Here is a 23,804-nt window from a genome sequence, read left to right on the forward strand (position 1 = left end):
ACCGCAAGCTCGGTCTGGGCTTCGGTCTTGTACTGTTGTTCACCCTGGCGCTCGCCGTCATCGGCTGGAACAGCCTGAACAGCATGATCGACCGCAGCGATCGAATGGGCGACATCGCCTCGCTGGGTGCAGCAACCAATCTGGTTCAGATCAGCCGGCTGGAATACATGCTCACCGATGGCGATGAAAACGCCTTGCGCCAGGCCCAGGCCGCGCTGGACGAGCTCAAGCACAAACAGCAGGCGATGAAGCAGAACTTCACCCAGGGCACCAACGTAAGTCTGCTGGGCGAGATTGAGCAGGGTATCCAGGTTTATCAGCAGGCCCTGCAGCAGATGGTTGCCGCCGTCGGCAGCACCCAGGCCGCTCGCCGGGACATGATTGCCCAGGGCAACGAAGTGGTACAAAGCATCGACGCGGTACGCGTGCGCATCGAGCAGATCGAACTGCCCGAAGAGCGCGACCGCCTGTTCCGCGCCTTCACCGCGTTCAATGAAGAGATGCTGGTCACCCGCTACGAGGTGCGCGGCTTCATGATGACCGGCTCCGCCGACCGCGAAGCCACCCTCGGCAAGCAGATGGACGTCACCCGCGCTGAGCTGGCGCGTATCGAACCCATCCTGGCGCAGGAATTTCCCGAGAGCCTGAAGCGCCTCAAGAGTGCTCTGGAGGCCTACTTCGCCTCGCTGGATGGGTACAAGAACAGCCTGCGCGCGCTGAAGGCCATCGGCCCCGGTTTGACCGAGCATGCCAGCGCCATCCAGCGCCTGACCGAGGAATTGCAAAGCCATCAGATTGCGCTGCGTGACGCCGACAGTGCCGCAGCCCGCAGTCTGCAGGTGATCGGCGCACTCGCCGCGCTGCTGCTGGGCCTGCTCGCCGCGGTGGTCATCACCCGGCAGATAACCCACCCGCTGCACCACACCATGCGCATCGCCGAGCGTATTGCCCAGGGCGACCTGACCGCCACCGAGCCGGCCACCCGCCGCGACGAGCTGGGCAACCTGCAGCGCGGCATCCAGAGCATGGCCGCCACGCTGCGCGAGCTGATTGCCGGCATCCGCGACAGCGCCACCCAGATAGCCGCCGCCGCTGAAGAGCTTTCGGTGGTTACCGAACAGACCAGCACCGGCGCGCAGAAGCAGAAGATCGAGACCGACCAGGTCGCCACCGCCATGCACGAGATGTCTGCCACCGTTCAGGACGTCGCCCGCAACGCCGAAGCGGCTGCCGAAGCGGCGACCCACGCCGATAACGAAGCCCGCCAGGGCGACGAAGTGGTCAACGAGGTGATCACGCAGATCGAGCGCCTGGCCTCGGAGGTCAACCGCTCCACCGAAGCGATGACCCACCTGGAGCAGGAAAGCCACAAGATCGGCAGCGTCATGGACGTTATCAAGGCAGTCGCCGAGCAGACCAACCTGCTGGCGCTGAACGCCGCCATCGAGGCCGCGCGCGCAGGCGAGGCCGGTCGCGGCTTCGCCGTGGTCGCCGATGAAGTTCGCACGCTCGCTCAACGTACTCAGCAGTCCACTGAAGAAATCGAGGGCCTGGTGGCCGGTCTGCAGTCGGGAACCCAACGCGTCTCTGCCAGCCTGAACAGCAGCCACCACCTGGCCGGTAGCAGCGTGACGCTGACTCGCAAGGCCGGCACCGCGCTGATCGCCATCAACAGCGGCGTATCGAGCATCCAGTCGATGAACCAGCAGATCGCTGCCGCCGCCGAGCAGCAGAGCGCGGTGGCCGAGGAAATCAGCCGCAGCGTGCTGAACGTTCGCGATGTGACCGAGCAAAGCAGCACCGCCACTCAGGAGATCGCCAAGTCCAGTACCGAACTGGCGCGCCTGGGCCACCAGCTGACCGGCATGGTCAGCCGCTTCCGGATCTGATCACTGCAAAAAGAACGCCCCGTCGCCACTCAGGTGGAGGGGCGTTTTCACGCCCGCCCGTAGCCCGCAGGCAAAAAAAAAGCGTGCCCGAAGGCACGCCAAATGAAGCGCACACGCAATCTATTTGATCTGGACGATCAGGTCTCGGCGGACCAGGGTCTTGATCTTCACCAGGTGGTCGTCCTCCTGCTCCTTGGCCTTGTGGAAGCTCTTGGCGATGTTCGGATGACCGCCTGCCTCGGCCAGCTCGATCAGCAGCTCCCAGGCGGCGTTGTCCTCAAGCTCGATGGTCAGCAGCGCACCCATGCCCTGGGCGACATTGGTCCGCGAGTCGGTGAGCACCTGCATCACGCCCATGGCTTTTACCCCGGCCACATCGGCGCAGGGCGTCATCGCCGTGGGGTCGGCGCCCAGCGTCTCGATGGCCTCGCGCACCAGGTTCATATGCTCGAACTCCTCGTCGCGAATGTGCTTGAGTACCTGCACAAGGTCCGAATCGGCGCCTTCCAGGGCTTTGGCCTTGGCGATCATGGCGTCGTAGAGGCGCACGCCGTTACGCTCGAAGGCCAGGCGCTCGCCCAGCTTGTCGATAAGTATTTCCGGGCTCTTGCCCAGGGCCATGTCGAAGGTGGTCTTGAGCATGCCCTTGGCCGAGCCAGGCACCGGTACCGAACCAATCCGCTCGGCCTCCTCGTTGCGCACGATGCGCTCGGTCTTGATCGCCTTGGAGTCGCCGGGGACATCCGGGCGAATCTGCTCCACCGCTTCGAGCAGGCTCTTGGTGTCTTTGGGTGACATCTGCACGCCAGTCATGTTGGCGCCGACTTTCGCTGAAGTTGCCATATCGATCTCTCCTCAGGATTTCTTGCGCATGAGTTCGCCGCCCGGTCCCCACTGGTAACCCGCCGAGACGATGTCCGAGGCGAGCCCTTGGGAGGCCAGGTAAGCGCGATAGTCCAGGGAAGATTGCGGCTCCTTGGCTTTATCGACATAGGCGGGGCCGGCCGTACGCAGATTGACTTCGGCAGCCAGTACCTGGCGGACGAATTCACGCTGGCTCTTGAACTCGACCATCTTCGGCAGCGGGCCGGCGAGAATCTCGGCCGGGTCGCGACCTTCGATCTTCTTGAACCATTCGCAGGCAACGTTCAGGTGGCCCAGCTCGTAGTCGAGGAAGCGTTCCCAGATCGCCTTGATACGCGGGTTGGTCTCCTGCTCGGCGCAGCTGGCGTACATGTAGACCTCCATCGCCTCATGCACCAGCCACTTCTCGATATGGCTTTCGCTGGGGTCTTGCAGCGCGCCGTACTGAGTCACGTGCTGCTCTTCCACCGAAGCGATCTCGGCATACAGCTGCCGCGCCACCGGGTCGGCGAACAGCGGGCCGATGTTCATGTAGTAATCGTGGGTCTGGTATTCCGCGCCAGTGATCAGCGCCGCGTGGATCTTGGTGATCAGCGCAGCGTTGTTCTTCTCGTAGTTGTCGCGGATGTCGTTTTCCGGGTGACGATGGTGCTCGGACGTCTTGCGACCGGGAACGATGTCGGTATAGCCCTGCAAGATGTTGTTGGCATCCTTGCCTTCCAGGCGATCGAGCATGGCCGAGTAGCGGTACAGGTGATCAAAGTCCTCCAGCAGGCCGAAGCGGTAGGTCTGCGCCTGGTAGGGATCGGGTTCGTTCTGCGCCACGGCGGCGGTCACCTCGATGGCCACCTGCTCGTAGGCGACGGTGGTTTCCAGCGGCGAGTGGTCGGCACCAATCAGCCAGTTGACCATGGTCGCCTGGTGCTGCTCGACACGACGGATGTCCGCCAGCGGCAGGCGCAGCTCCTTGTTGAAGCGGGCGATGCCGTGCTTCAGGCGTAGCGCGTCGGTCTCGACGCCATTCATCAGGATGATACGGACCCGGGTAAAAGCGTCGTCATCCAGCTTGCTGATCGGCTGGCCCGCCATTTCCTTCCATGTGAATTTTTGCTTCTCCAGGGGCGTGCCTTTGTTATCAAGAATTCCGGAAATGGTCTCCATGGAGCCTCCGTTGTTATGCATGGGAATCAGGCATCGGTAATCGCGGCCACGAATGTGGGCGACCTTTAAAGGGGACCGGAGAGCTCGCAAAAGGATTCGCGCCGTTCATCGGCGGTGAGCTGATCGTCGCCGATGAGTCGCAAACGTGAAGGCTTCGCTAAGGGCTACAGGCGCCTTGCGTGGTGATTACAAGCGATTGGCCGCTTCGCCTGTTTGGCCCAACAGTTGCGTCAGGCGAGCTTCCCGTTCGTCGGCGGGGCGTTTGGCCAGCGCCGCCACTTCGGTATGGAAGCGCTGCCAGTCCCGTTCGCACTCTTCGAACAGGGCGGAAAAAGCGGCTACCCAACGGTCATACAGGCCGAACGGCACCAGGGTGGCATTGTTCAGCGGCTGGGCGAACCAGCGATCGAAACGCCGATCGCCGCCCCACTGGGTATCACGCAAGGTTCGGTAGGCCTGGCGCAGGCGCATGAATTCGGCCTGTTTGAGCTGGCGTAGCTCTTCCTCGGAGCGCGGCGACGCGTACAGCTCGGCCAGGCGCTCGCGGGTCGCCAGCAATAGCTCCACCAGTTGTCGGTAGCGTGCCCGAGCCTGTGCCGCCTGCTCGGGCAGGCCACGGCTGGCCTGCCATTGCCGCAACCCTTCACGCTCTACAAAGCTGGCGTAGGACTCGTTGAACGCCGTGTCGCCGGGCAGGTAAAGCTGCTGGTGGGCCAGCTCATGGAAGATCAGCCCGGCCAGTTGCTCATCGTTGCGCCGCAGCATGGTGTTGAGCAGCGGATCATCGAACCAGCCCAGGGTCGAATAGGCTTCCACGCCGGCGACCAGGGTATCCAGGCCCTTGGCCTGCAACCGCGCCGCCGCACCACGCGCTGCGCCCTGACGGTAGTAGCCGCGGTAGGCCACGCAGCCGGCGATAGGGAAGCAGTGCTGCAGCGGCTCGACGGAAAACTCCTCGGTGGCAAACAGATTCCACACCACGTAAGGACGCTGCAGGTCGGCGTAGAGCCGATAACTGCTGTTGTCCGGCAGACCCAGCGCACTGCTGGCGAAATCACGCGCCTGCTGCGCCTGGTCGAGGCGCTGGCGCAGGGCCTGGTCACGGCTTTCATCGGCGATCAGCGCCGCCACCGGTTGACGCGCACGTAACAACTCCAGTTGCCCCTGTGCCAGTTGCCCGTAGTAGCTGCTGCAACCATTCAGACCGACGGCCAGCAACAGGGGAACCCAGCGCAGACGCAGGCGGTCGATCAAGGCGGCGTTGAGCTTCGACATGGGGCAACCTATGGAAATGCGGCGCAGACACCCTACAAAGCGGTACGGCGGACGGCAATCCCGCCGTATCGACCCCTCCAGCCGGAGTTCTAGCATGCGTGGTTTCCTTGTCGCCCTGTTGATTTCAAGCCTGGCCGGCTGCTCGCTGTGGATGCCCAAGCCCGACCCGACCCAGGCCTGGATCGACCTGGAGCCGCTGGAGAAAACCGACCTGCAGGCGCTGGCAGTGGATGGCCGCCGCCTGGATGACGACCGCTACTTTCAGGTCCAGCCCGGCAGTCGCACGCTGGAGATGCGCTATCGCTTTCAGGTAGAGGGCGCCGATATCGGTCCCGGCAGCAAGCCGCTCGCACGTGACTGCAAGCTGAGCCTGGAGTACGACGGCTTCACTGCCGGCAACCGCTACCGACTGGTCGCTGGCGGCTACGGTTTCCGCCCCTGGGCCAAACTCTACGACCCGCAACAGCGGCTGTTGGCGCGGGCCACGGAAAAAGGTTGCGGCAACCTCGCGGAACGCTGATTCAGCCCTTATCACAGCACCTCGTAGGAGCTGGCCATGCCTGCGAACAGGGCGCATGCTCTGGTGCGGGATCTTTCACGGGCATGGCCCGTTCCCACAGAAAAAGCGCAGACCCGCCAGCACGAGCCAGCTGCGCCCGCAAGTCCGCTCGCACATTGAAAACCGACGGTATCTGGCGCAGGCTCGGGCAGACGAATCAAACAACTCTGGAGTCACCCATGCGCCTGTCGCTTGCCCTCCTGCTCGCCCTTGCCCTTGGCGGCTGTGCCGGTCCGCTGCCGTCGCCCGACCCGAATATGGCCTGGGTGGACATGACGGCGCAGACCACCGATATCTTCATGTCCGACCGTCTGGACGGCAAACGCACCTATGATGGTCGCTACTTCCAGGTCCCGCCGGGCAAACATGAACTCGAAGCGCGCTACGAATTCGAAATCAGCAGCGGCGGGTTCGGCCTGTTCGGCGATACCCAGACCATGCGCTGTACCCTGGTGGTCAATTACGACAATTTCGAGGCCGGCAAGCGTTACCTGTTCCAGGCCCGCTCACTGGGCTTCACCCCTCAGGGCTGGCTGCGCGACGAGCAGCGCAATGTGCTGGTCCGCGCTGAAGCCGAACACTGCTACTGAATCTGAATTTCGAGGTAGACGATGTCCCGTATCTCCGAGACCCGCTTTTCCGCACTGGATCTGGCGCCCATCCGCGACGATGGCACCCCGGCGCAAGCCCTGCACAACGCCCTGGCGCTGGCCCAACATGTGGAAGGACTCGACTTCGAACGCTTCTGGGTCGCCGAACACCACAACATGGACGGCATCGCCAGCGCGGCCACCTCGGTACTGATCGGCTACCTGGCCGCCAATACCTCGCGTATCCGTCTGGGTGCGGGCGGCGTCATGCTGCCCAACCATGCGCCCCTGGTGATCGCCGAGCAGTTCGGCACCCTTGAGGCGTTGTATCCCGGGCGCATCGAACTGGGCCTGGGTCGCGCACCCGGCGCCGACCAGTTCACCGCCCACGCGCTGCGCCGCGATCGCATGGGCAGCGCCGATGACTTCCCGCAGGACGTTGAAGAGCTGGAAATGCTGCTCGGCCCGCGCCAGCCCAACCAGCGGGTGATCGCCATGCCCGGAGTGAACAGCAATGTGCCGATCTGGCTGTTGGGCTCCAGCCTGTTCAGCGCCCAGCTGGCGGCGGCCAAGGGCCTGCCCTACGCCTTCGCCTCGCACTTTGCGCCGCGCTTTATGCACCAGGCGATCAAGCTGTATCGCGACAACTTCCAGCCGTCCGCGGTGCTCGACAAACCCTACGTGATGCTCGGCGTACCGCTGATTGCCGCCGACAGCGACGAGCAGGCCGAATATCTGGCCACCAGCGTCTACCAGCGCATCCTTGCGCTGATCCGCGGCCAGAGCCTGGTGCTGCGCCCGCCGGTGCAAAGCATGAAGGGCCTGTGGTTGCCCCACGAGCAGCAGGCAGTGGGTGACTTCCTTGGCCTGGCGCTGATTGGCGGCTCGGAGAAGGTTCGCGCGCGACTGGATGTGCTGCTGGAACAGACCCAGGCCGACGAGCTGATCTTCACCTGCGACCTTTACGAAACCGCCGACCGCCATCGCGCCTTCGAGATACTGGCCGGGCTGAAGTAACGTTTGGCTGGCGGGTAATGCCGCCGGTCAACGCGTAAAGGCCAATGCGAAGTCGCTTATTCAAAGCTTCGCGCCGGGGGCGGCGCTCCCTCAAGTCGCAGTAGGCGTCGCACTACCTGTGGGAGGCGCGCCCACGCGCCGAAAATGGTCAATGGACCAACCCGGTTTTCGCCTGGCAGTGCGTCTTGTAGACTCGGCCATACGCTTCGCGTCAATGTGATCGTGCAACTGCGACTGCCAAAATCAGCCGCAGGCAAATCGCCGGAAGTTCCGGCATAGGCCGAACAAGCTCGGCCCTACCGCAACGTATCAGCTGTCCTTCAGACGGAAGCCTATCTTCATCGTTACCTGGAAGTGCGCCACCTGGCCATCGGCGACATGGCCGCGAATCTCGCCCACCTCGAACCACTCGATGCTCTGCAGCGTCTTGTTCGCCTCGGCGATGGCGTTGCGGATGGCCTCGTCGACGCTATTGCGCGACGAGCCGACGATCTCGATTTTCTTGTAGGTGTGATGATCCGACATGAATGCCTCCTTCTGGTCCGCGAGACTCCGCTCGAATGAGTGCGTCCTGCTGAATTGAGGCCAGCAGAGCGTGGCGAAGTTCAGGCGTAGGGTGGATAACGCGAAGCTTATTCACGGTTGCGTATCGTCGAACTGCGCTGCTCCGACTGGCATCGAGAGACGCGTGGAAAAGGCTTCGCCGTTTTCCACCCTACGCTGCTCGTCGGGGTCGTAGCCAGATAGCGCAGTCTGCTTGAATTCAGGCGTAGGGTGGATAACGCGAAGCTTATCCACCGTTGCATATTGTCGGAGGGACACCGATCTGCCGGGATCGGCAAACGCGTGGAAAAGGCTTCGCCGTTTTCCACCCTACGCTGCTCGTCGGGGTCGTAGCCCAGATAGCGCAGGCTGCTTGAATTCAGGCGTAGGGTGGATAACGCGAAGCTTATCCACCATTGCATATTGTCGGAGGGACACCGATCTGCCGGGATCGGCAAACGCGTGGAAAAGGCTTCGCCGTTTCCACCCTACGTCCGGCTGAAACCTTCGGCCTGCATCCGCCACAGTGCGTCGAATTCGCCGCCGCGGCTGCGCAGTTCATGGGGCGGGCCGTCCTCGACGATGCGACCGTTGCGAAGCACGATGATCCGGTCGAAGCTGGACAGGGTCGACAGACGATGCGCCACGGCGACCACCGTACGGTTGTTCACCAGATCGTTGAGCGCCGTCTGAATCTCGGCTTCGGACTGGGTATCCAGCGCTGACGTGGCCTCGTCGAGGATCAGGATCGGCGCATCCTTGAGGAACGCTCGGGCGATGCCCAGACGCTGGCGCTGGCCACCGGAGAGCATCACGCCACGCTCGCCGACCAGGGTGTCGTAGCCTTCCGGCAGCTCGCGGATAAAGCTGTCACAGAACGCATGGCGCGCCGCCTGAATCACTTCTTCATCCGTCGCGCCCGGCCGACCATAGCGGATGTTTTCGCGAATGCTGCGATTGAACAGCGCGGTTTCCTGCGGCACCACGGCGATCTTCTCGCGCAGGCTGTCCTGACTGACCCCGCGGATGTCCTGGCCATCGATCAGGATGCAGCCGTCCTGCACGTCGTCGAGGCGCTGGATCAGATTGATCAGGGTCGACTTGCCGGCACCGGACGAGCCCACCACGCCAACCTTCTGCCCGGCGGGAATGTGCAGATCGAGATGACGGAACACCGCGCCGCGATCCGGGTAGCTGAAGCTGACGTCTTGAAAGGTGATATCGCCCTCGGCAAGCAGCAGCTGAGCGTCGCTGTCCTCCAAGCCGTGGGGCTGCACAATGATGCGCAGGGTGTCCTCAATGGCACCGACCTGCTGCGTGGCGTCCACCAGCGCCAGCGCCAGATCCCGCGAGCCATGCAGGATGCGGAACGTCAGAGCACTGACCAGCACCACGTCGCCTGCGGTCACCTCCCCGTCGAGCCACAGACTGATGGCCCAGATCAGCATGCCGCCGGCCATCACCGACAGGCAGATATCGTGCATCACCCGGGCCTTTTCCAGGTACATCCAGCTCCGGCGCTGAGCCCGCGCTTCGTAGCCGATTTCCTGCGCCAGCCGCTCGGCTTCGCGATCCCGGGCGGAGAAAGCCTTGATGGTCCAGACGTTGGACACCGCATCCACCAGCTCACCACCGACTCGCGCCGACTGAGCGGCGAAGCGCTGATGCTTGGCGCGGCCACGAATACCAAAGCCGGTGATCAATGCCGCGACGATGGCGACGAACAGAATCAGCGCGACCGCCATGCGCACATCGACGGTCAACAGCACCACCACCGCACCGATGAAATCCACGATAGGCGGCACGATCTTCCAGGCCAGGCCGCCGTAAATGGCTCCCGCCGCCTGCCCCAGCGCCGAAATCCGATTGCCCAGCGAGCCGGCAAAGTGCTCGGTGAAGTAGCGCATCGGATGGCCGGTCAAATGCTTGAACAGATCGACCCGCAGATCAACCACGCTGGCCACCACGGTGCGGCAGCCGAGCCAGCCTCCAAGGCGCCAGAACACGTTCTCGACCACGATCAGGCCGATAAACAGCCACAGCGGAAACCAGACATTGCTGGCGCTGCGGTCAGAAGCGCCCTGGGCCATGGCGTCCACCAGCAGCTTCATGCCGTACTGCACGGCCACCGCACAGCTGGCGGCACCGATGATCAGCGCCAGCAAGCCGCCGAAATGCCAGGGCCGGGCGCGGATATAACGCCAGAGAAAAGCCAGCGGCGTGCTGGGTAGCGGCACCGACGAGGTTTTCGCCCGCGTGGGCTTTTCCGGGGCGTTCATGGCAGTGCTTGGGCAAGCGGCGAGGCAGCGCTGAACTGGCTGAATCGCATCTGTTGCAGACGCAGCTCGTCAGCCAGTCCTTCATGCACCTTGCGGTTGCCATTTTCGTCGGGGAAGCCCAGCAGGCCGGTGGGGCAATGGCGCTCATCGGTCCAGCCGGGATAGTCCAGCACCGGATACAGACAGATGCCTTCCACCGGCACCCCGCGCTGCATGGCCAGTCCGGCCTGCTCGCTGACGTAGCGCAGCCAGTCGCCGCGCAGATCACCCTCTGCGCCGGTTTCCGCGATCAGCAGCGGGCGCTTGTAGCGCTGCCAGATCTCGCTGAGGATGCCCTTGAACGGCCGGTAGTCCGGGTTATCACGCTCGATGGTGCGGCCATCGCCCAGGTACCACTGGTTGTCGGAGTAGTAATTGACGCCCAGTACATCGAGATATTCCGGCGCCCCGCCCAGGCCCGGCCAGTGCTCACCGCAAAGCATGTCCCAGGCCTCGAACTGGCTCTGACGGAAACGCTCCGCCTCGCGCTGCGGGCCGGGACGGTCGTTGGGCGCCACCACATGGATGGCCGGATCGACCTGCACGAAACGCGCGCGCGGCTCCACGTCCCGGATCGCCTGCATGGCGGCAATGGTGGCGCGCACCAGCTGATGCTTGAGTTCGAAGCCGCGGCCGCGCGCCATGGGGTTGAAATAGGCTTCGTCACCGCCGGCCCAGGCCCAGAACGAGATTTCATTCAGCGGCGCGTAGAAGGGCACCGTATCGGTTTCATCCTTGACCAGCTGCGCAACGGCAGCGGCATAACGGCCGAAACGCTCGACGAACTGCGGCCGCCAGATATCGATATCGTCCGGCCAGCCATAATGGCAAAGATCCCAGATCACCTGGGTGCCCTGGCGATGCGCGGCCAGCAGCATCGGCAGGAAGCTCGACCAGTCATACTGACCCGGCGCCGGCTCGATCAGGTGCCAGCGCAGACCGTCACGCACACTACGCAGACCATGGCGCTGCAACACCGCGTAGTCGTGCGCCGCCCAGCGATCGTGGCCGGTGGCGGCCAGCAGATCGAGACGCCGACCATCACTGCGGCGATGATTCGAGCACTCGAAACCACCCATGAAGAAGCTCTTGAATAGCGTGGGCTGATGCATCTTGGTCTCGTCTCAGGGGGCCTGTTCGGTCAGCGACTGGTTGTGTTCCGGGCTCGCTTCGGACTCTGAGCCGCGCTCGGCCTCCTCGATGCGCTTGTACAGTGCCAGCGCCTGACCCACCACCTGGTCCATGTTGTAGTACTTGTAGGTGCCCAAACGTCCGACGAAGGTCACCCCCGGCGTCTGCTCGGCCAGCTGTTGGTAGCGCTTGTACAGCTCGGCGTTCTCCGGCCGCGGGATCGGGTAATAGGGATCGCCTTCGGCGCTGGGGTACTCATAGGTGACGCTGGTTTTGGGGTGCACCTGTCCGGTGAGGTGCTTGTATTCGCTGATACGCGTGTAGGGCACATCCTCGCTCGGGTAGTTGACCGTGCCGACCGCTTGAAACTGCTCCTGATCCAGCTGTTTATGCTCGAACTTCAGCGAACGATAGGGCAACTTGCCGAAACGGTAATCGAAATACTCGTCGATGGGGCCGCAGAAGATCAGATGATCGTGGCGCACCTCGTCGCGGATCTCGCGGTAGTCGGTGTTGAGCATCACCTTGATATTCGGGTGCGCCAGCATCTTCTCGAACATCTTGGTGTAGCCGTACTTGGGCATCTGCTGGAAGGTGTCGGTGAAGTAGCGATCATCGGTATTGGTGCGGGTGGGAATGCGCGAGGTGACGGACTTGTCCAGTTGCGAAGGGTCCAGGCCCCACTGCTTGCGGGTGTAGCCGCGGAAGAACTTCTCGTACAGCTCGCGGCCGATGCCGTTGATCACCACGTCTTCGCTGGTCTGGATGTTCTCCACCGGCTCGGCGCGGCTGGCCAGGTAATGCGCGGCGTCCTCATCGGTCTGCAGATCCAGCCCGTAGAGCTTGTTCAGGGTGGTGCGGTTGATTGGAATCGGCACTTCCTGCCCATCCACCTGGGCGAGCACGCGGTGTTCGTAGGGCCGCCACTCGGTGAAGCGCGACAGGTAGTCGACAATGCGCTGGGCATTGGTGTGAAAGATATGCGGCCCATAGCGGTGGATCAGCACGCCGGATTCGTCGTAGTAGTCGTAGGCATTGCCGGCGATATGCGAGCGGCGATCGACCACCAGCACTCGCTTGTTCAGCCCGGCCGCCAAACGCTCGGCCAGCACGCTACCGGCAAAGCCGGCACCGACGATCAGATAGTCGAAGCCCCTCTGGCGCTGCGGCAGCTCGCCGCCGACCCCGCCGAGACGCTCAGGATGACTGTCTTGCGGGTTCAGATTGCGCATTGAATCTTCTCCTTCATCAGGCTCCAAGTATGGTCCCAGGACATGTCGCCGAGGATCTCGTCGGCCTTTTCCAGCAGGCTGTCGCGGTCTTCGGCATCAGCCAGGGCCGCCTCGCAGGCTGTGACGAACGCCTCGGGGCTGTCGGCGATACGCACGATGCCGGTGTCGCCATAAGTACGCACCACATCGGTGATCGGCGTGGAAACCACCGGGCGACCACCGGCCAGGTATTCGGGGGTTTTGGTGGGGCTGATAAAGCGGGTCGACTCGTTCAGCGCGAACGGCATGATCGCCACATCCCAGCCGGCGAGGTATTGCGGCAGCTCGTCGTAGGTCTTGCCGCCCAGGTAGTGGATATTGTCGCGTTGCGGCAACAACGCCGGGTCGATCTTCACCACCGGACCAATCAGCACGATCTGCCAGTCGGGGCGCTGTGCAGCGACCTTGGCGATCAGCGGCAGGTCCAGGCGCTCATCGATCACGCCGTAGAACCCGAGGCGCGGCAGCGGAATCTCGGCCTGATCCGCCGGATCGGCCTGGGGCCGCCGCGCCGCAGCGAAGTGATCAACGTCGACGCTGCTGGGAAAGGGGTGCGCGTTGTCGTGATGCTTGCGCTTGGCCTCATAGAGGCTGTAGCCGCCAGTGAATACCAGGTCGGCGCGGCGTAGCAGCTGGCGTTCACGCTCGATCAACTGTGGCGGCGCACCATGGAAGGCCGACAGCTCGTCCATGCAGTCGTAGATCACCACCTTCGGCTCCAGGTGATCGGTAAACGCCAGACTCATTGGCGTGTAGTACCAGAGCAGCAGATCCTCCACGCCCAGCTTGGCCAGGTAGCCGTCCACCAGACGGCGCAGCACCGGCTCGGCAGCCTCGCCTTCGCAGCCGGCTGGCAGACGCGGGATCAGAACCTGCACGCCATTTTCCTCGGGACGCACCTCCAGCCAGGGCTGGGCATCCTCGGTAGGGACAGGCTCTTCGCAGAACAGCACGTTGAAGTCGCGGGCGAAGCGCGACATCAGGTGTTGGGGGCGCTGGTAGACGAAACTCCAACGCAGGTGCGACAGGCACAACAGTGTCGGAACCTGCTCGTCAAAGACCACCTCCGCCGGTTCGGCAGACTTGTGGGGGGATTTGCCTATTTCGTACTGAAAGGGGCCAGCCCAGCTCATGAGAAACCTCGGTACGGGCGGCGGTGCGGTCAGCGTCCCTTCTGCGGCATCGCGCGTGAATTCGGTGCTCTCCTGCGCAACATATAAGGCGTACAGCGCGCGCAATAGTTCGGTTTCAGACGCACCGTTCGCCGGGAAGCGCTTGACGACTGGCCTTTTCTTGCTCTCGCGTCCGCCCCTGCCAATTGCCGGCTGGCGGGTGGGTTGAACTTGCGCGCCACCCCACCCGTCACTATTTCAGGACGCCTGACTCACTCGGCCTCAGTCGTGCACGCAACCCGCTTTGGTGCCCGGCTCGGCAGGTCGTACTTTCTCTGGAGATTTCCCTGCGGCGCTGTCTTTACGGCAGCCCGGGTGTGTTCCGTTCGCGTCCACAAACTGCATTGCGGAGGTGGAAATAGATGATTCTGGTCACTGGCGGAGCGGGATATATCGGCTCACACGCAGTACTGGAGCTGCTTCTTGCAGGCGAAGAAGTGCTCGTACTGGATAACCTTTGCAACAGCTCTAAAACCGCCCTTGACCGGGTCGCGCAGCTGAGCGGGCGAGCGCCGCAATTCATCAAGGGCGACGTGCGCAACCGCGCCTTGCTGCAGGCGCTGTTCGCCTCCTACCCGATCCGTGCGGTCATGCATTTCGCCGGACTCAAGGCTGTGGGCGAAAGCGTGCGCGAGCCACTGCGCTACTACGAAACCAATGTCAGCGGCAGCATCACGCTCTGCCAGGCAATGGCAGAAGCCGGGGTCTTTCGCCTGGTGTTCAGCTCGTCGGCCACGGTTTATGGCGAATCACCGGTGATGCCGATTACCGAGGATCGCCCAACCGGCACCCCGACCAACCCCTACGGCCAGTCCAAGCTGATGGCGGAAAACGTGCTGAAGGGGCTGGCCGAATCCGATCCGCGCTGGTCCATCGGCCTGTTGCGCTACTTCAACCCCATCGGCGCCCACGAGTCCGGGTTGATCGGCGAAGACCCCAACGGTGTGCCGAACAATCTGCTGCCCTACATGCTTCAAGTGGCTGTCGGGCGGCGCAAGCAGCTTAGCGTCTACGGTGCGGACTATCCGACCCCTGACGGCACCGGCATTCGCGATTACATACATGTGGTGGACCTGGTCAAAGGCCACCTCAAAGCGCTGGATCGCCTGGAGCAGGTGCGCGGGGTATCGGTCTGGAACCTGGGCACCGGCAAGGGGCATTCGGTACGCGAGATGATTACCGCCTTCGAGGAAGTCACCGGCCGCCCCCTGCCCCACGTGATCAAGCCACGCCGCGCCGGGGATATCGCTCAGTGCTGGTCGGAGCCGGGCAAGGCCTGGGCGGAACTCGGCTGGCGTGCCGAAAAGGATCTGGTGACCATGCTTGCCGATGCCTGGCGCTGGCAGAGCCGTAACCCCCATGGCTATGCCGAGCCGCAAGAGAACACCGCCACTTCCAGCGCGCCGCTCAGCACGGCGCTGGCCAGCTAACCCCGCCCGGCTTCACCCAGACAGGTGCACGGATTGCACCTGCCGACTGCTCCCCTCTTCCACCCGCTCCGCAGAATCGATGCCCGGTGCTCAGATTGCGAAGCCTTGTGCCTCGCCAGGTCAATAGAGAAGTTCTGGCCAGCGCCTGGCCGGGAATCGGAACAGCACCCCTTGCTATGATGGTCCGTGCAAGTTTTCCGCTTTCTGATGCTGAATGATCAAAGCTCGTCAGATGGCGAATTTCAGCTGTTTGTCGACCAAGGATGCCGGAATCCGGCCTTCCGCTTGTGATCCAAGAAGGTGGCCTCGATACGGTCACTCGCAGCGACCTGCGTATGATCGGCCGTACGGCCCGCTGTAGCCGAACTTTCTCCACCAACCGCTCGTGAGGATTGCCATGACTGACACCACTTCCTACGTTCCGCCGAAGGTCTGGACGCACGATGCGCCTTCGGGCGGCAAGTTCGCCAGCATCAACGCGCCTACGGCCGGGGCGAGAGAGGAACAGGCGCTGCCGGTGGGCAAGCACCCATTGCAGCTGTATTCCCTGGCCACGCCCAACGGCGTCAAGGTCAGCATCATGCTCGAAGAGCTGCTTGCCCTTGGCCACAGCGGCGCCGAGTACGATGCCTGGCTGATCAAGATCGGCGATGGCGACCAATTCGGCAGCGGCTTCGTCGATATCAACCCCAACTCGAAGATCCCCGCACTGGCCGATCACAGCGTGGGCGGCGAACCGCTACGGGTGTTCGAATCCGGTTCGATCCTGGTCTACCTTGCGGAAAAATTCGGCACCTTTCTGCCCACTGAACTCCGCGCCCGTACCGAAACGTTGAACTGGCTGTTCTGGCAAATGGGCTCGGCGCCTTTCGTCGGGGGCGGCTTCGGGCATTTTTATACCTATGCACCGGAAAAGTACGAATATCCGATCAACCGCTATGCCATGGAAACCAAGCGACAGCTCGACGTACTCGACCGCCAGCTGGCCGAACGGCGCTTTATCGCTGGCGATGACTACACGATCGCCGACATGGCGATCTGGCCCTGGTACGGCTTGCTGGCGATGGGTGAGCTGTACCAGGCCGGTGAATTCCTCTCAGTGCAGGATTACCAGCACGTACAGCGCTGGGCCGCCGAAATCGCCAAGCGCCCCGCCGTGATTCGCGGACGCAAGGTCAACCGCACCTGGGGCGATGAGTCCGAGCAGGCGCCGGAACGCCACAGCGCAGCAGATCTGGACTGAGTCACAAGGGTGGAAAACGTCGCAGCCTTTTCCACCTGCCACGGTGGATAAGCGCTTCGCGCGTTATCCACCCTACCCGCATCATCACCGCCCGCGGCGTTCCTCGCCCAGTGCCTGACGCAACCCGACCCGACCAAGGCCCAGCGCCAGACAATCCTCAGCCAAACCGAGCGTGGCGTTGAGCAGCGCATTGGGCTGGTAGGGCTTGCGCAGGCTCAGGCCGATCTTCGAGGCAACCAGCGCTGCCGTCGCGCCGAGCAATACCGGCATCAGCAACGGCTCGCGCCGCGCCCCGGCCAGCGCCGCCGTACTCACCCCTGCGGACAAGGCACGAAACATCATCGACGGCACAATGGTGCGATCAGGCGCAAACGGAAGCTTGTCGCCGGCAATCTCGCCTGCTGCCAGCACCGGTAGAAATGTTTGCGCGGTATCCGAGGTCAGCAGCTGTACCGCCTCACCCGAACCCTGCAGATCGCCCCGCTCGCTCAACGCCCGGCTGACCAGGGTCGGCGCCAGCATGCTGCGCATACCGGTGACCGCCCCGATGGCCAGGGCGGCCCATAACAGATTGCTGGATGTGCTCATGAGGTGGCTCCCGGTGGCTTGTCTAATTCCGACCGGGAGAGAGGTACAGGCGTTCAGCTTATCGTCAGCTGTAAAGCAGTGCTCAGCTGCGCGCGCCGAACTTGCCGACCACGCCGCGCAGGGTTTCCTGGATATCGGCGGGCAACAGCACAGTCTTGGCGTTATCGCTCTGGCTGAGACGATCCAGGGCAGCGATGTATTTTTCGCCGAGCAGGTACATCATCGGCGCGCTCTCATTGCCGACGGCACCGCTGACCCGGCGGATCGCTTCTGCCGAGGCTTCTGCCAGCATCACCTGGGCATCGGCGTCGCGGCGGGCGGACTCCTGGCGCGCCTCGGCCTCGAGGATGGCCGCCTGCTTGGCGCCTTCGGCGCGGGTCACGGTGGCCTTGCGCTCACGTTCTGCGGCGGCCTGCAGCTCCATTGCGCGCTGCATGGATTCCGAAGGCTTGATGTCCTGAATTTCCACCGACTTGACCGTCAGACCCCAGTCCACCGCTTCGTCGGCGATGCTCTCGCGCAGGCGCGCCTTGATCCGGTCGCGCGAGGACAACGCCTCGTCCAGCTCCATTTCACCGACGATGGAGCGCAGGGTGGTCATGATCAGGTTGCGGATCGCCTCGGAGAAATCGGTAATGCCGTAAACCGCCTTGACCGGGTCGGTAACTTTGATAAAGGCAATGGCATTGGTGAGGATAACCGCGTTATCGCGGGTAATGACCTCCTGTTCCTGCACGTCGAGGATGATGTCCTTGGTCACCAATTTGTAGGCGACGTTATCCAGATAGGGAATCAGGATATTCAGCCCCGGTCGCAGAGTGGTGTGGTACTTGCCCAGCCGCTCCACCACCCACTCCTCGCCCTGGGCCACCAGGCGCACGCCCTTGGCGATGGTAATGACGATAAATACCAGCACTACGCCAGCAATGATCAGTCCTTCATTCATGACACGATTCCTTGAGTAAGAAACAACCTGTTCAGGCTTTAGCGACTTTCAGATAACTGCCTTCAACGGAAACCAGCCGCACGCGCTCGCCAGCGCTGATGCTTTGCTCCGCTACACAGGCCCACTCCTCGGCGCCCAGGATGGGCCGCTGGAAACGCACCCGTCCGCGCTGGAACGGCTCGACCTGGCCGACCAGAAGACCCACTTCGCCAATCACCTCGCCGGCGGCGGTGCCGATCAGCGTTTTGTGTCGGCTGGGTTTGAACACCCTGAACCACAGCACCACCATGGCCAGCGAAGCCAGGGCCCAGATCACCAGCTGCATCGTCAGCGACAGATCACCAGCCAGCAGCAGGATTGCCGCCACCAGCAGCGCGCCCATGCCGAACCAGATCACGAAGAACGAGGGAATCACCAGCTCCAGCATGATCAGCAGCAAACCGCCGACCGCCCAGTACCACCATTCGATAGTCATTTCGGCTCCATTGTCAGTGCACGCACCCATGCCCGCGCTCGGCTCATGCGCACGAGCCGGGCGAGTATGAACCTATTTTCTGCGGATTATCGGAAGGCTGTCATTCATCTGCTGGGGCGCAGAACGACGCACACCACAAGTGCGCTCAACGGGCAGGACGCCTGGCGGCAGCAACCGGCCAGGTCAGCGAATTCGGGCGTCCGAAAACGCCGGCTTCGACATGCCCCTGCCAAACCCGTCGCCCTCGGCACGCTATTGCCGGTCAGGCCGGCGTTTCAAAGCACCGGCGATACCGCACTGACCACGCGCAGCGCCAAGCCTTCATAGGGATCGAGGTGCAGGGTCAGCTCGCAGTCATCGGTCAGGTCGCCTTCGACCCGTTCATGGATGATATCCACCACCGGGCCGGGCGCTATGCCGGGCAGGCAGAGGGTTTCGCTGATCGATTCGGCGCTGAAGTTCAGCGCGGTGATCTGCACCCCCTTGCCTGCGGGCAGCTCATGCACCATGACCAGCAGCCCCGGCGCCTGCACATCGGGAATCATGATCTGCTTGCTCGCGGCAATATCGTAGGCGCGCCGCACGCTGAGGATGCGCTTGAGCTGGCAGGCGAAAGAGCCGGGGGCCTGCAGCTGATCAACCAGACTGCCGTACAGCGCACGCGCACGCGGCAAGCCTTCGGCGGAGGTTTCAGCTTCGGGTGCAAGATCGGCCAGATCATAGGCGCCTCGGTGCAACCAACGGGTATCACCGTCACCCATCAGATGCTCGACCTGCGCCGCCTCCAGCGGCAGGGCGCCGACCAGATCCCAGCCGGAGAGGGCAAATACGCCGGGCTGCATGGCGTTGAACATCACCAGGAGGATATGCAGCCGCTGAATCTGCTCGATATCGGCGGCGTCGATGCTGTTCAGGTCACGAATGCCCAGTGCCGCGGTGATCACGCTGGCGGTGGTACAGGCGACGCCATTGGTGACGAACTTGAGGTTGTAGGGCGCGTGCTCGCCAGTCAGCCGCTCGTACATCTCCTCGCGAATGTGCTCGCGGAGGATGCCGCCCGGCAGGGTCTGGCCGTGGTAGTGATAGTGGTCGTGGGCATGCAAGGTCCAGAAGTGCACCAGCTCCAGGGTCAGCTCGTCATGGTTCTGCATCGCATGGATCAGCGAAGCCGGGTCGATACCGAAGGCATGCACCTCGCGCAGCATCAGCCGCAGGAACTCGGTATCGCCGGTCAGCAGGGCATGGTGGTAGGCCGGGCGGGTAATGAAGTCATAAGACAGATCGGCGCCACCGTGAGTCATGGCGGCGATATCGTCGATGGTCAGATTCAGCTCCTGGAAGCTGAAACCGCCGGCCTTGCGGATGGCGCCGGCGATCAGCTGGTTGCCGGTGAGCGACAGCGGGTGGCTCTCCGACCAGGCGGTGCCCTCGGCGCGGCGCTCGACACCGAGAAAGCCATTGGCGTCCAGGCGCAGCATGCGCGCACCGGACACATCAATGGCGTGCAAGGCATCGCCAATGATCAGCTGCTGCGCAGCGAAGGTCGGGTCAAGCCAGTTCAGCGACGGCTGCCCCTCCTTGAAGTAGTGCAGGTACACCCAGCGCCGGCGCTTGCCGTCGACGCCGGTGACAATATCGGTGGCGCTCCAGTCGGTGTCCTTGATACCCGGCTCGAAGAAGATCACCCGTTGCAGCTGGCCGACGATGTAGTGCTTGTCCTTGAGCTGGTCCACTACCGCCGGGGACAGGTTGACCGAGTCTCGCCCTGCCGGCACCTCGGGCAGCAGCGGCCAGTCCTCCTCGTTGATTTCCACCATGTGGTAGAGGCCCGGATAGTCGCCGTAGGCCATTTCCGCGAGACGGAAATCGGCGCCCTTGCCGGTGTGTGCCGGGATGATGTCGTCGATGACGATGGCATTGTGCGCGGCGGCCATTCGGCTGAGCTGCAGCATCTGCGCCTCGGTGCCGAGGTTGGGGTCGATGTCGAAGCTGATGCGGTCGAAATTGCCGTCGATGGTCGGGGTGAATTCGTGACCCCGCAAGCCGCCGGAGCGCTTCATCGGACCGTTGTGGATGCCCTGTACGCCAAGCTCGGAAAGGGCGCTCCAGAGCCGCTCATCCGCCAGTGCCTCGAGCACCGAGCCGCCCTCTGGGGTGATGATCGCCGCGGGATAGGCGGTGAACCACACTGAGGACGTCGCACTTGCATCCCGCGGGCGCGCCTGTGCGTAGGGGCGCTGCCAGAGCCGTGCCTGGCCGGCATAGTAGCGGGCCCGCTCACGGGCCGCTCGTAGCATGGACTGGCTTTCCAGCCATTCGATATAGCTGCTGTCAGGTGTACTCATAGCGACATGCATTTCCCGGTGCGCAAGGGACGATGTGTCGTTTGAGTCGGACGCACCGGCATCGTTGCATCAGGCGATGCAACGAGTCGCTGAAAACTCCGGTCAGCGCGCGCCGGCTACCTCACCGGCCTGTCCGGCCAGCTGGCGCTCGGCCTGCTTTTGCGCCTTGTAGGCCAGGGCGGCCGGTGCCACCGGTGTGGTTTTACCGGTTTCCAGCCATTTCTTCAGACGATTGGCATCGGCCATATGGGTGTACTTGCCGAAGGCGTCGAGCACCACGAAGGCCACATCACGCCGGTCCATCACGGTGCGCATCACCAGGCAATGGCCAGCAGCGTTGGTGAAGCCGGTCTTGGTCAGCTGGATATCCCAGTTGGGCTTGCGCACCAGGGCGTTGGTGTTGCGAAAGCCCAGGGTGTAGTTGGGCTTGCGGAAGGCCACGGTCTTCTCGCCCTGGGTGCTGAGTTCGTCGATCAGCGGATAGGCGCGGCTGGCACGCAGCAGCTTGACCAGGTCATTGGCACTGGAGACGTTGTGTTGCGACAGACCGGTGGGCTCGACATATCGGGTGCTGCTCATGCCCAGTTCACTGGCCTTGAGGTTCATCGCCTGGATAAAGGCGGCATAACCGCCCGGGTAGTGGTGCGCCAGGCTGGCGGCCGCACGGTTTTCCGAAGACATCAGCGTCAGCAGCAGCATCTCGCGACGACTGATTTCGCTACCGATGCGCACCCGCGAGAACACCCCCTGCATTTCCGCTGCGTCACGAATGGTGATGGGCAGTTGCTCGTCAAGCGGCAGCTGAGCATCCAGGACCACCATGGCTGTCATCAGCTTGGTGACCGAGGCAATCGGCACCACCAGATCGGGATTGCTCGAATAGAGGACCTGATTGGTATTCAGGTCGACCAGCAGGGCGCTGCCGGAGGCCAGCTCCTGCTGCGCCGGCGCCGCGAACGAGGCGGGGCTGGCGATGACGCTGCTGCAAGCCAGCAGCAGGCCGAAAATGGAATGTCGTAGTTTCAAAACAAGCACCAGAGAAGTGGCGAAATAGGTGGTGTCACGCGGCGCGCAGTATACGGAAAAGCCGCCCCAGACAGGTTTGTGTCGATGGAGTGTAGAAGAGAATCGTCGCACCTTCAGGCGTGCTGGCTGTCAAACCAGCAGATATCCATCCAGGGGAGGGTTCTCATGTCCCGCTTCAGCAGCAAAATCACCACTCGTGACGAGATCGAGCGCGAAATTCACAACCTGATGAACGCACTGGACGAGCTCAAGCGCGACGCCAGCCGCGGGTCGCGTCATCGCTTCAATGATCTGCGCTCGCGCGCCGAGTCGCTCTGGCACGACAACCATTGGGATGAGCATCGCGAAGCACTGTCCCGACGTAGCCGTGAGGCCACGCGCATGGCCGGCGAATGTGCACGCCGGCATCCGCTGAGCACTTTGGCGCTGGCAGCAGGTGCCGTGGCCCTGATCGGCTATCTGGCCACGCGTCGCTCGTAAACCGCCTGCGTCAAAGACCTGCTGAGGGCACCGCCATGCTCAACGCCGAAACGCCACGTCTCAAGTTTGCGCTCTACGGAGCGCACTCCAGCCTGGGCAACGCGGTGCTGTGCGAGCTGTTGAGCCGGCAACACGAGGCTGTCGCGCTGATCAACGACTTCAACTCCATGACTGCCCGTCCCGGGCTGCGCACCAAGGCCGGCGATCTGTTCGATCCCACCAGCGTGTCCCGCAGCGTGGCCGGTATGCATGGAGTGATCTGCCTGTTCGATAGCCCTTCGGTTCCGACCGCGCCTGATGCCAGTGTCGTAGGTCGGCCGCAGGACCTGTATCAGGCGGTGTCGTCGCTGCTTTCGGGCATGACCGACGCCGGCGTCCAACGTCTGCTGCTGGTGGCCGATTTCAATGCCCATGCCGAGGAGTCGGAACTGGCAGCCGCCCGGCAACTGATCGCCTCGCATCCGCTAAAATGGACCCTGGTGGATGCCAGCACCGCCGGCGAGGACCTGTCCATCGAAGACTTCAGCGATATCGACGGGCTGCCCAGCAACGATCCTCGCGTGCAGTTACGACGTATCGCCGCCGGCCTGGTCGACGAGCTGGAGCGTCCGCAACACCTGCATCAGCAGATCCAGTTCCACTTCTGAATAGATTTCAACCCTCGAGCTGACGCCGCAGCTCCAGCAACACCGGCGCCGACTCCGGCCGTACACCACGCCACAGTTCGAAAGCCGCCGCCGCCTGCTCCACCAGCATGCCCAGGCCGTCGCGGCTGTGGGCGCCAAGGTCGATGGCCCATTGGCAGAACGGTGTGGGTTTGGCGCCGTACATCATGTCGTAGCAGAAGGTCCGGCTGGCAGCGATGAGCTCAACGGCCAGCGGTGGCAGCTCGCCGGCAAGGCTGGCCGAGGTGCCGTTGATGATCACATCGAAGGCGCCCTCCAGCTGCTCGAAAGCACTGGCGCTGACCGGCCCCAGCTCGGCGAACTCCTCGGCCAATTGTTCAGCCCTGGCCAGGGTACGGTTGGCAATCACCAGCGTGGCAGGGCGTTGCGCCAGCAGCGGCTCCAGTACGCCACGCACCGCACCACCGGCCCCCAGCAACAGGATGCGCTTGCCTTGGAGGGTCACACCGGCGTTGTCCAGCAGGTCGCGTACCAGGCCGATGCCATCGGTGTTGTCACCCAGCAGGCGCCCATCGTCGAGCTTGTGCAAGGTGTTTACCGCCCCGGCGCGGCGGGCGCGCTCGGTCAGCTGGTCGGCGAGACGCCTGGCCTGTTCCTTGAAGGGCACGGTGACGTTGGCGCCGCGCCCCTCGACGAAGAATTGCCGAACGAAACCGGGAAAATCATCCAGCGGAGCCAGCAGGGCGTCGTAACTGAGCGCCTGACCGGTCTGCTGGGCGAACATGCGGTGGATCTGCGGTGACTTGCTGTGACCGATGGGGTTGCCGAATACGCCGTAGCGGTCCATGAAAAACT

Annotated in this window: 22 protein-coding genes and 1 pseudogene; 9 read left to right on the plus strand and 14 right to left on the minus strand. The window is 63.2% G+C overall.

Annotated features, from left to right (window positions below; genetic code table 11):
- Nucleotides 1–104 precede the first annotated feature (104 nt).
- Together BN1079_RS18045 and BN1079_RS18050 are read left to right on the plus strand one after the other, a co-directional pair.
- Nucleotides 105–986, plus strand: a pseudogene (locus BN1079_RS18045) (methyl-accepting chemotaxis protein); the annotation flags it as partial.
- 198 nt (nt 987–1,184) lie between these two features.
- A complete protein-coding gene (locus BN1079_RS18050) occupies nt 1,185–1,889 on the plus strand; it encodes a methyl-accepting chemotaxis protein (RefSeq protein ID WP_414860266.1) in 705 nt (234 codons plus the stop codon).
- A gap of 120 nt (nt 1,890–2,009) precedes the next feature.
- Here BN1079_RS18050 and BN1079_RS12370 read toward each other — a convergent pair whose 3' ends face one another.
- From BN1079_RS12370 to BN1079_RS12380, 3 genes are all read right to left on the minus strand, one after another.
- Complete coding sequence (locus tag BN1079_RS12370) at nt 2,010–2,732, minus strand: demethoxyubiquinone hydroxylase family protein (protein WP_037024783.1); 723 nt, start codon at nt 2,730–2,732, stop codon at nt 2,010–2,012.
- Nucleotides 2,733–2,744: 12 nt separating this feature from the next.
- A complete protein-coding gene (locus BN1079_RS12375; RefSeq protein ID WP_037024785.1) occupies nt 2,745–3,914 on the minus strand; it encodes a hypothetical protein in 1,170 nt (389 codons plus the stop codon).
- A gap of 186 nt (nt 3,915–4,100) precedes the next feature.
- Nucleotides 4,101–5,189, minus strand: coding sequence for an aminopeptidase (locus BN1079_RS12380; protein ID WP_052114478.1), 1,089 nt, complete (start codon nt 5,187–5,189; stop codon nt 4,101–4,103).
- A gap of 94 nt (nt 5,190–5,283) precedes the next feature.
- Between BN1079_RS12380 and BN1079_RS12385 the strand changes: the two genes are divergently transcribed.
- The 3 genes from BN1079_RS12385 (at nt 5,284) to BN1079_RS12395 (ending at nt 7,355) form a co-directional block, all read left to right on the plus strand.
- Nucleotides 5,284–5,709: a PA0061/PA0062 family lipoprotein gene (locus BN1079_RS12385; protein ID WP_037024787.1), complete on the plus strand. Its 426-nt coding sequence runs from the start codon at nt 5,284–5,286 to the stop codon at nt 5,707–5,709.
- A gap of 218 nt (nt 5,710–5,927) precedes the next feature.
- Nucleotides 5,928–6,338, plus strand: a complete 411-nt coding sequence (locus BN1079_RS12390; protein ID WP_037024790.1) for a PA0061/PA0062 family lipoprotein — start codon at nt 5,928–5,930, stop codon at nt 6,336–6,338.
- A gap of 21 nt (nt 6,339–6,359) precedes the next feature.
- Nucleotides 6,360–7,355, plus strand: a complete 996-nt coding sequence (locus BN1079_RS12395) for an LLM class flavin-dependent oxidoreductase (RefSeq protein WP_037024791.1) — start codon at nt 6,360–6,362, stop codon at nt 7,353–7,355.
- Nucleotides 7,356–7,664: 309 nt separating this feature from the next.
- On the opposite strand, the gene BN1079_RS12400 is transcribed toward BN1079_RS12395, so the two are convergent.
- The 5 genes from BN1079_RS12400 to BN1079_RS12420 all read right to left on the minus strand — a co-directional run bounded on the left by BN1079_RS12400 (nt 7,665) and on the right by BN1079_RS12420 (nt 13,751).
- Nucleotides 7,665–7,880 (minus strand): dodecin, encoded by a 216-nt coding sequence (locus BN1079_RS12400; protein ID WP_037024793.1) that lies wholly within the window; start codon nt 7,878–7,880, stop codon nt 7,665–7,667.
- 506 nt (nt 7,881–8,386) lie between these two features.
- Nucleotides 8,387–10,177, minus strand: coding sequence for an ABC transporter ATP-binding protein (locus tag BN1079_RS12405; RefSeq protein WP_037024795.1), 1,791 nt, complete (start codon nt 10,175–10,177; stop codon nt 8,387–8,389).
- Nucleotides 10,174–11,328, minus strand: a complete 1,155-nt coding sequence (locus BN1079_RS12410) for a glycoside hydrolase family 1 protein (RefSeq protein ID WP_037024797.1) — start codon at nt 11,326–11,328, stop codon at nt 10,174–10,176. Before BN1079_RS12410 ends, BN1079_RS12405 begins: the two co-directional genes overlap by 4 nt.
- A gap of 12 nt (nt 11,329–11,340) precedes the next feature.
- Nucleotides 11,341–12,579, minus strand: coding sequence for a UDP-galactopyranose mutase (gene glf, locus BN1079_RS12415; RefSeq protein WP_037024799.1), 1,239 nt, complete (start codon nt 12,577–12,579; stop codon nt 11,341–11,343).
- A complete protein-coding gene (locus BN1079_RS12420) occupies nt 12,567–13,751 on the minus strand; it encodes a glycosyltransferase family 1 protein (RefSeq protein ID WP_037024801.1) in 1,185 nt (394 codons plus the stop codon). Before BN1079_RS12420 ends, glf begins: the two co-directional genes overlap by 13 nt.
- Nucleotides 13,752–14,152: 401 nt before the next feature.
- Here BN1079_RS12420 and galE point away from each other — a divergent pair, with 401 nt between their 5' ends.
- On the plus strand, nt 14,153–15,220 hold the full coding sequence (gene galE, locus BN1079_RS12425) for a UDP-glucose 4-epimerase GalE (protein WP_037024803.1): 1,068 nt from the start codon (nt 14,153–14,155) through the stop codon (nt 15,218–15,220).
- Between the two features lie 397 nt (nt 15,221–15,617).
- Nucleotides 15,618–16,463, plus strand: coding sequence for a glutathione-dependent disulfide-bond oxidoreductase (gene yghU, locus BN1079_RS12430; protein ID WP_037024805.1), 846 nt, complete (start codon nt 15,618–15,620; stop codon nt 16,461–16,463).
- An 84-nt stretch (nt 16,464–16,547) separates the two neighbouring features.
- Here the strand turns inward: yghU and BN1079_RS12435 are convergent, their stop codons facing one another.
- The 5 genes from BN1079_RS12435 to pbpG all read right to left on the minus strand — a co-directional run bounded on the left by BN1079_RS12435 (nt 16,548) and on the right by pbpG (nt 21,843).
- Nucleotides 16,548–17,051, minus strand: coding sequence for a DUF4126 family protein (locus BN1079_RS12435; protein WP_037024808.1), 504 nt, complete (start codon nt 17,049–17,051; stop codon nt 16,548–16,550).
- 82 nt (nt 17,052–17,133) lie between these two features.
- Nucleotides 17,134–17,997: an SPFH domain-containing protein gene (locus BN1079_RS12440; RefSeq protein WP_037024811.1), complete on the minus strand. Its 864-nt coding sequence runs from the start codon at nt 17,995–17,997 to the stop codon at nt 17,134–17,136.
- 31 nt (nt 17,998–18,028) lie between these two features.
- Nucleotides 18,029–18,472, minus strand: a complete 444-nt coding sequence (locus BN1079_RS12445) for an NfeD family protein (RefSeq protein ID WP_037024813.1) — start codon at nt 18,470–18,472, stop codon at nt 18,029–18,031.
- A gap of 275 nt (nt 18,473–18,747) precedes the next feature.
- Nucleotides 18,748–20,817 carry a maltose alpha-D-glucosyltransferase gene (gene treS / locus BN1079_RS12450; protein ID WP_037024815.1) on the minus strand — a complete coding sequence of 690 codons (2,070 nt, stop codon included), beginning with the start codon at nt 20,815–20,817 and terminating at the stop codon, nt 18,748–18,750.
- A 102-nt stretch (nt 20,818–20,919) separates the two neighbouring features.
- Nucleotides 20,920–21,843: a D-alanyl-D-alanine endopeptidase gene (pbpG, locus tag BN1079_RS12455; RefSeq protein WP_037024816.1), complete on the minus strand. Its 924-nt coding sequence runs from the start codon at nt 21,841–21,843 to the stop codon at nt 20,920–20,922.
- Between the two features lie 165 nt (nt 21,844–22,008).
- Between pbpG and BN1079_RS12460 the strand changes: the two genes are divergently transcribed.
- Together BN1079_RS12460 and BN1079_RS12465 are read left to right on the plus strand one after the other, a co-directional pair.
- Complete coding sequence (locus tag BN1079_RS12460) at nt 22,009–22,323, plus strand: DUF883 family protein (RefSeq protein ID WP_037024818.1); 315 nt, start codon at nt 22,009–22,011, stop codon at nt 22,321–22,323.
- A 35-nt stretch (nt 22,324–22,358) separates the two neighbouring features.
- Nucleotides 22,359–22,970, plus strand: a complete 612-nt coding sequence (locus BN1079_RS12465) for an NAD(P)-dependent oxidoreductase (protein ID WP_037024820.1) — start codon at nt 22,359–22,361, stop codon at nt 22,968–22,970.
- 7 nt (nt 22,971–22,977) lie between these two features.
- Here BN1079_RS12465 and aroE read toward each other — a convergent pair whose 3' ends face one another.
- Nucleotides 22,978–23,796: a shikimate dehydrogenase gene (aroE, locus tag BN1079_RS12470; protein WP_037024822.1), complete on the minus strand. Its 819-nt coding sequence runs from the start codon at nt 23,794–23,796 to the stop codon at nt 22,978–22,980.
- Nucleotides 23,797–23,804 lie beyond the last annotated feature (8 nt).

Source organism: Pseudomonas saudiphocaensis, from assembly GCF_000756775.1.
GTDB classification, from domain to species: Bacteria; Pseudomonadota; Gammaproteobacteria; order Pseudomonadales; family Pseudomonadaceae; genus Stutzerimonas; species Stutzerimonas saudiphocaensis.

What these genes read in the sequence shown, in the direction of transcription:
- treS (WP_037024815.1), bottom strand. Translation starts at nt 20,817, where the DNA reads ATGAGTACACCTGACAGCAGCTATATCGAATGGCTGGAAAGCCAGTCC.
- BN1079_RS12405 (WP_037024795.1), bottom strand. Translation starts at nt 10,177, where the DNA reads ATGAACGCCCCGGAAAAGCCCACGCGGGCGAAAACCTCGTCGGTGCCG.
- BN1079_RS12410 (WP_037024797.1), bottom strand. Translation starts at nt 11,328, where the DNA reads ATGCATCAGCCCACGCTATTCAAGAGCTTCTTCATGGGTGGTTTCGAG.
- BN1079_RS12375 (WP_037024785.1), bottom strand. Translation starts at nt 3,914, where the DNA reads ATGGAGACCATTTCCGGAATTCTTGATAACAAAGGCACGCCCCTGGAG.
- BN1079_RS12370 (WP_037024783.1), bottom strand. Translation starts at nt 2,732, where the DNA reads ATGGCAACTTCAGCGAAAGTCGGCGCCAACATGACTGGCGTGCAGATG.
- BN1079_RS12395 (WP_037024791.1), top strand. Translation starts at nt 6,360, where the DNA reads ATGTCCCGTATCTCCGAGACCCGCTTTTCCGCACTGGATCTGGCGCCC.
- BN1079_RS12420 (WP_037024801.1), bottom strand. Translation starts at nt 13,751, where the DNA reads ATGAGCTGGGCTGGCCCCTTTCAGTACGAAATAGGCAAATCCCCCCAC.
- BN1079_RS12400 (WP_037024793.1), bottom strand. Translation starts at nt 7,880, where the DNA reads ATGTCGGATCATCACACCTACAAGAAAATCGAGATCGTCGGCTCGTCG.
- glf (WP_037024799.1), bottom strand. Translation starts at nt 12,579, where the DNA reads ATGCGCAATCTGAACCCGCAAGACAGTCATCCTGAGCGTCTCGGCGGG.
- BN1079_RS12390 (WP_037024790.1), top strand. Translation starts at nt 5,928, where the DNA reads ATGCGCCTGTCGCTTGCCCTCCTGCTCGCCCTTGCCCTTGGCGGCTGT.
- BN1079_RS12385 (WP_037024787.1), top strand. Translation starts at nt 5,284, where the DNA reads ATGCGTGGTTTCCTTGTCGCCCTGTTGATTTCAAGCCTGGCCGGCTGC.
- BN1079_RS12380 (WP_052114478.1), bottom strand. Translation starts at nt 5,189, where the DNA reads ATGTCGAAGCTCAACGCCGCCTTGATCGACCGCCTGCGTCTGCGCTGG.
- aroE (WP_037024822.1), bottom strand. Translation starts at nt 23,796, where the DNA reads ATGGACCGCTACGGCGTATTCGGCAACCCCATCGGTCACAGCAAGTCA.
- BN1079_RS12460 (WP_037024818.1), top strand. Translation starts at nt 22,009, where the DNA reads ATGTCCCGCTTCAGCAGCAAAATCACCACTCGTGACGAGATCGAGCGC.
- BN1079_RS12445 (WP_037024813.1), bottom strand. Translation starts at nt 18,472, where the DNA reads ATGACTATCGAATGGTGGTACTGGGCGGTCGGCGGTTTGCTGCTGATC.
- BN1079_RS18050 (WP_414860266.1), top strand. Translation starts at nt 1,185, where the DNA reads ATGTCTGCCACCGTTCAGGACGTCGCCCGCAACGCCGAAGCGGCTGCC.
- galE (WP_037024803.1), top strand. Translation starts at nt 14,153, where the DNA reads ATGATTCTGGTCACTGGCGGAGCGGGATATATCGGCTCACACGCAGTA.
- BN1079_RS12465 (WP_037024820.1), top strand. Translation starts at nt 22,359, where the DNA reads ATGCTCAACGCCGAAACGCCACGTCTCAAGTTTGCGCTCTACGGAGCG.
- BN1079_RS12440 (WP_037024811.1), bottom strand. Translation starts at nt 17,997, where the DNA reads ATGAATGAAGGACTGATCATTGCTGGCGTAGTGCTGGTATTTATCGTC.
- yghU (WP_037024805.1), top strand. Translation starts at nt 15,618, where the DNA reads ATGACTGACACCACTTCCTACGTTCCGCCGAAGGTCTGGACGCACGAT.
- BN1079_RS12435 (WP_037024808.1), bottom strand. Translation starts at nt 17,051, where the DNA reads ATGAGCACATCCAGCAATCTGTTATGGGCCGCCCTGGCCATCGGGGCG.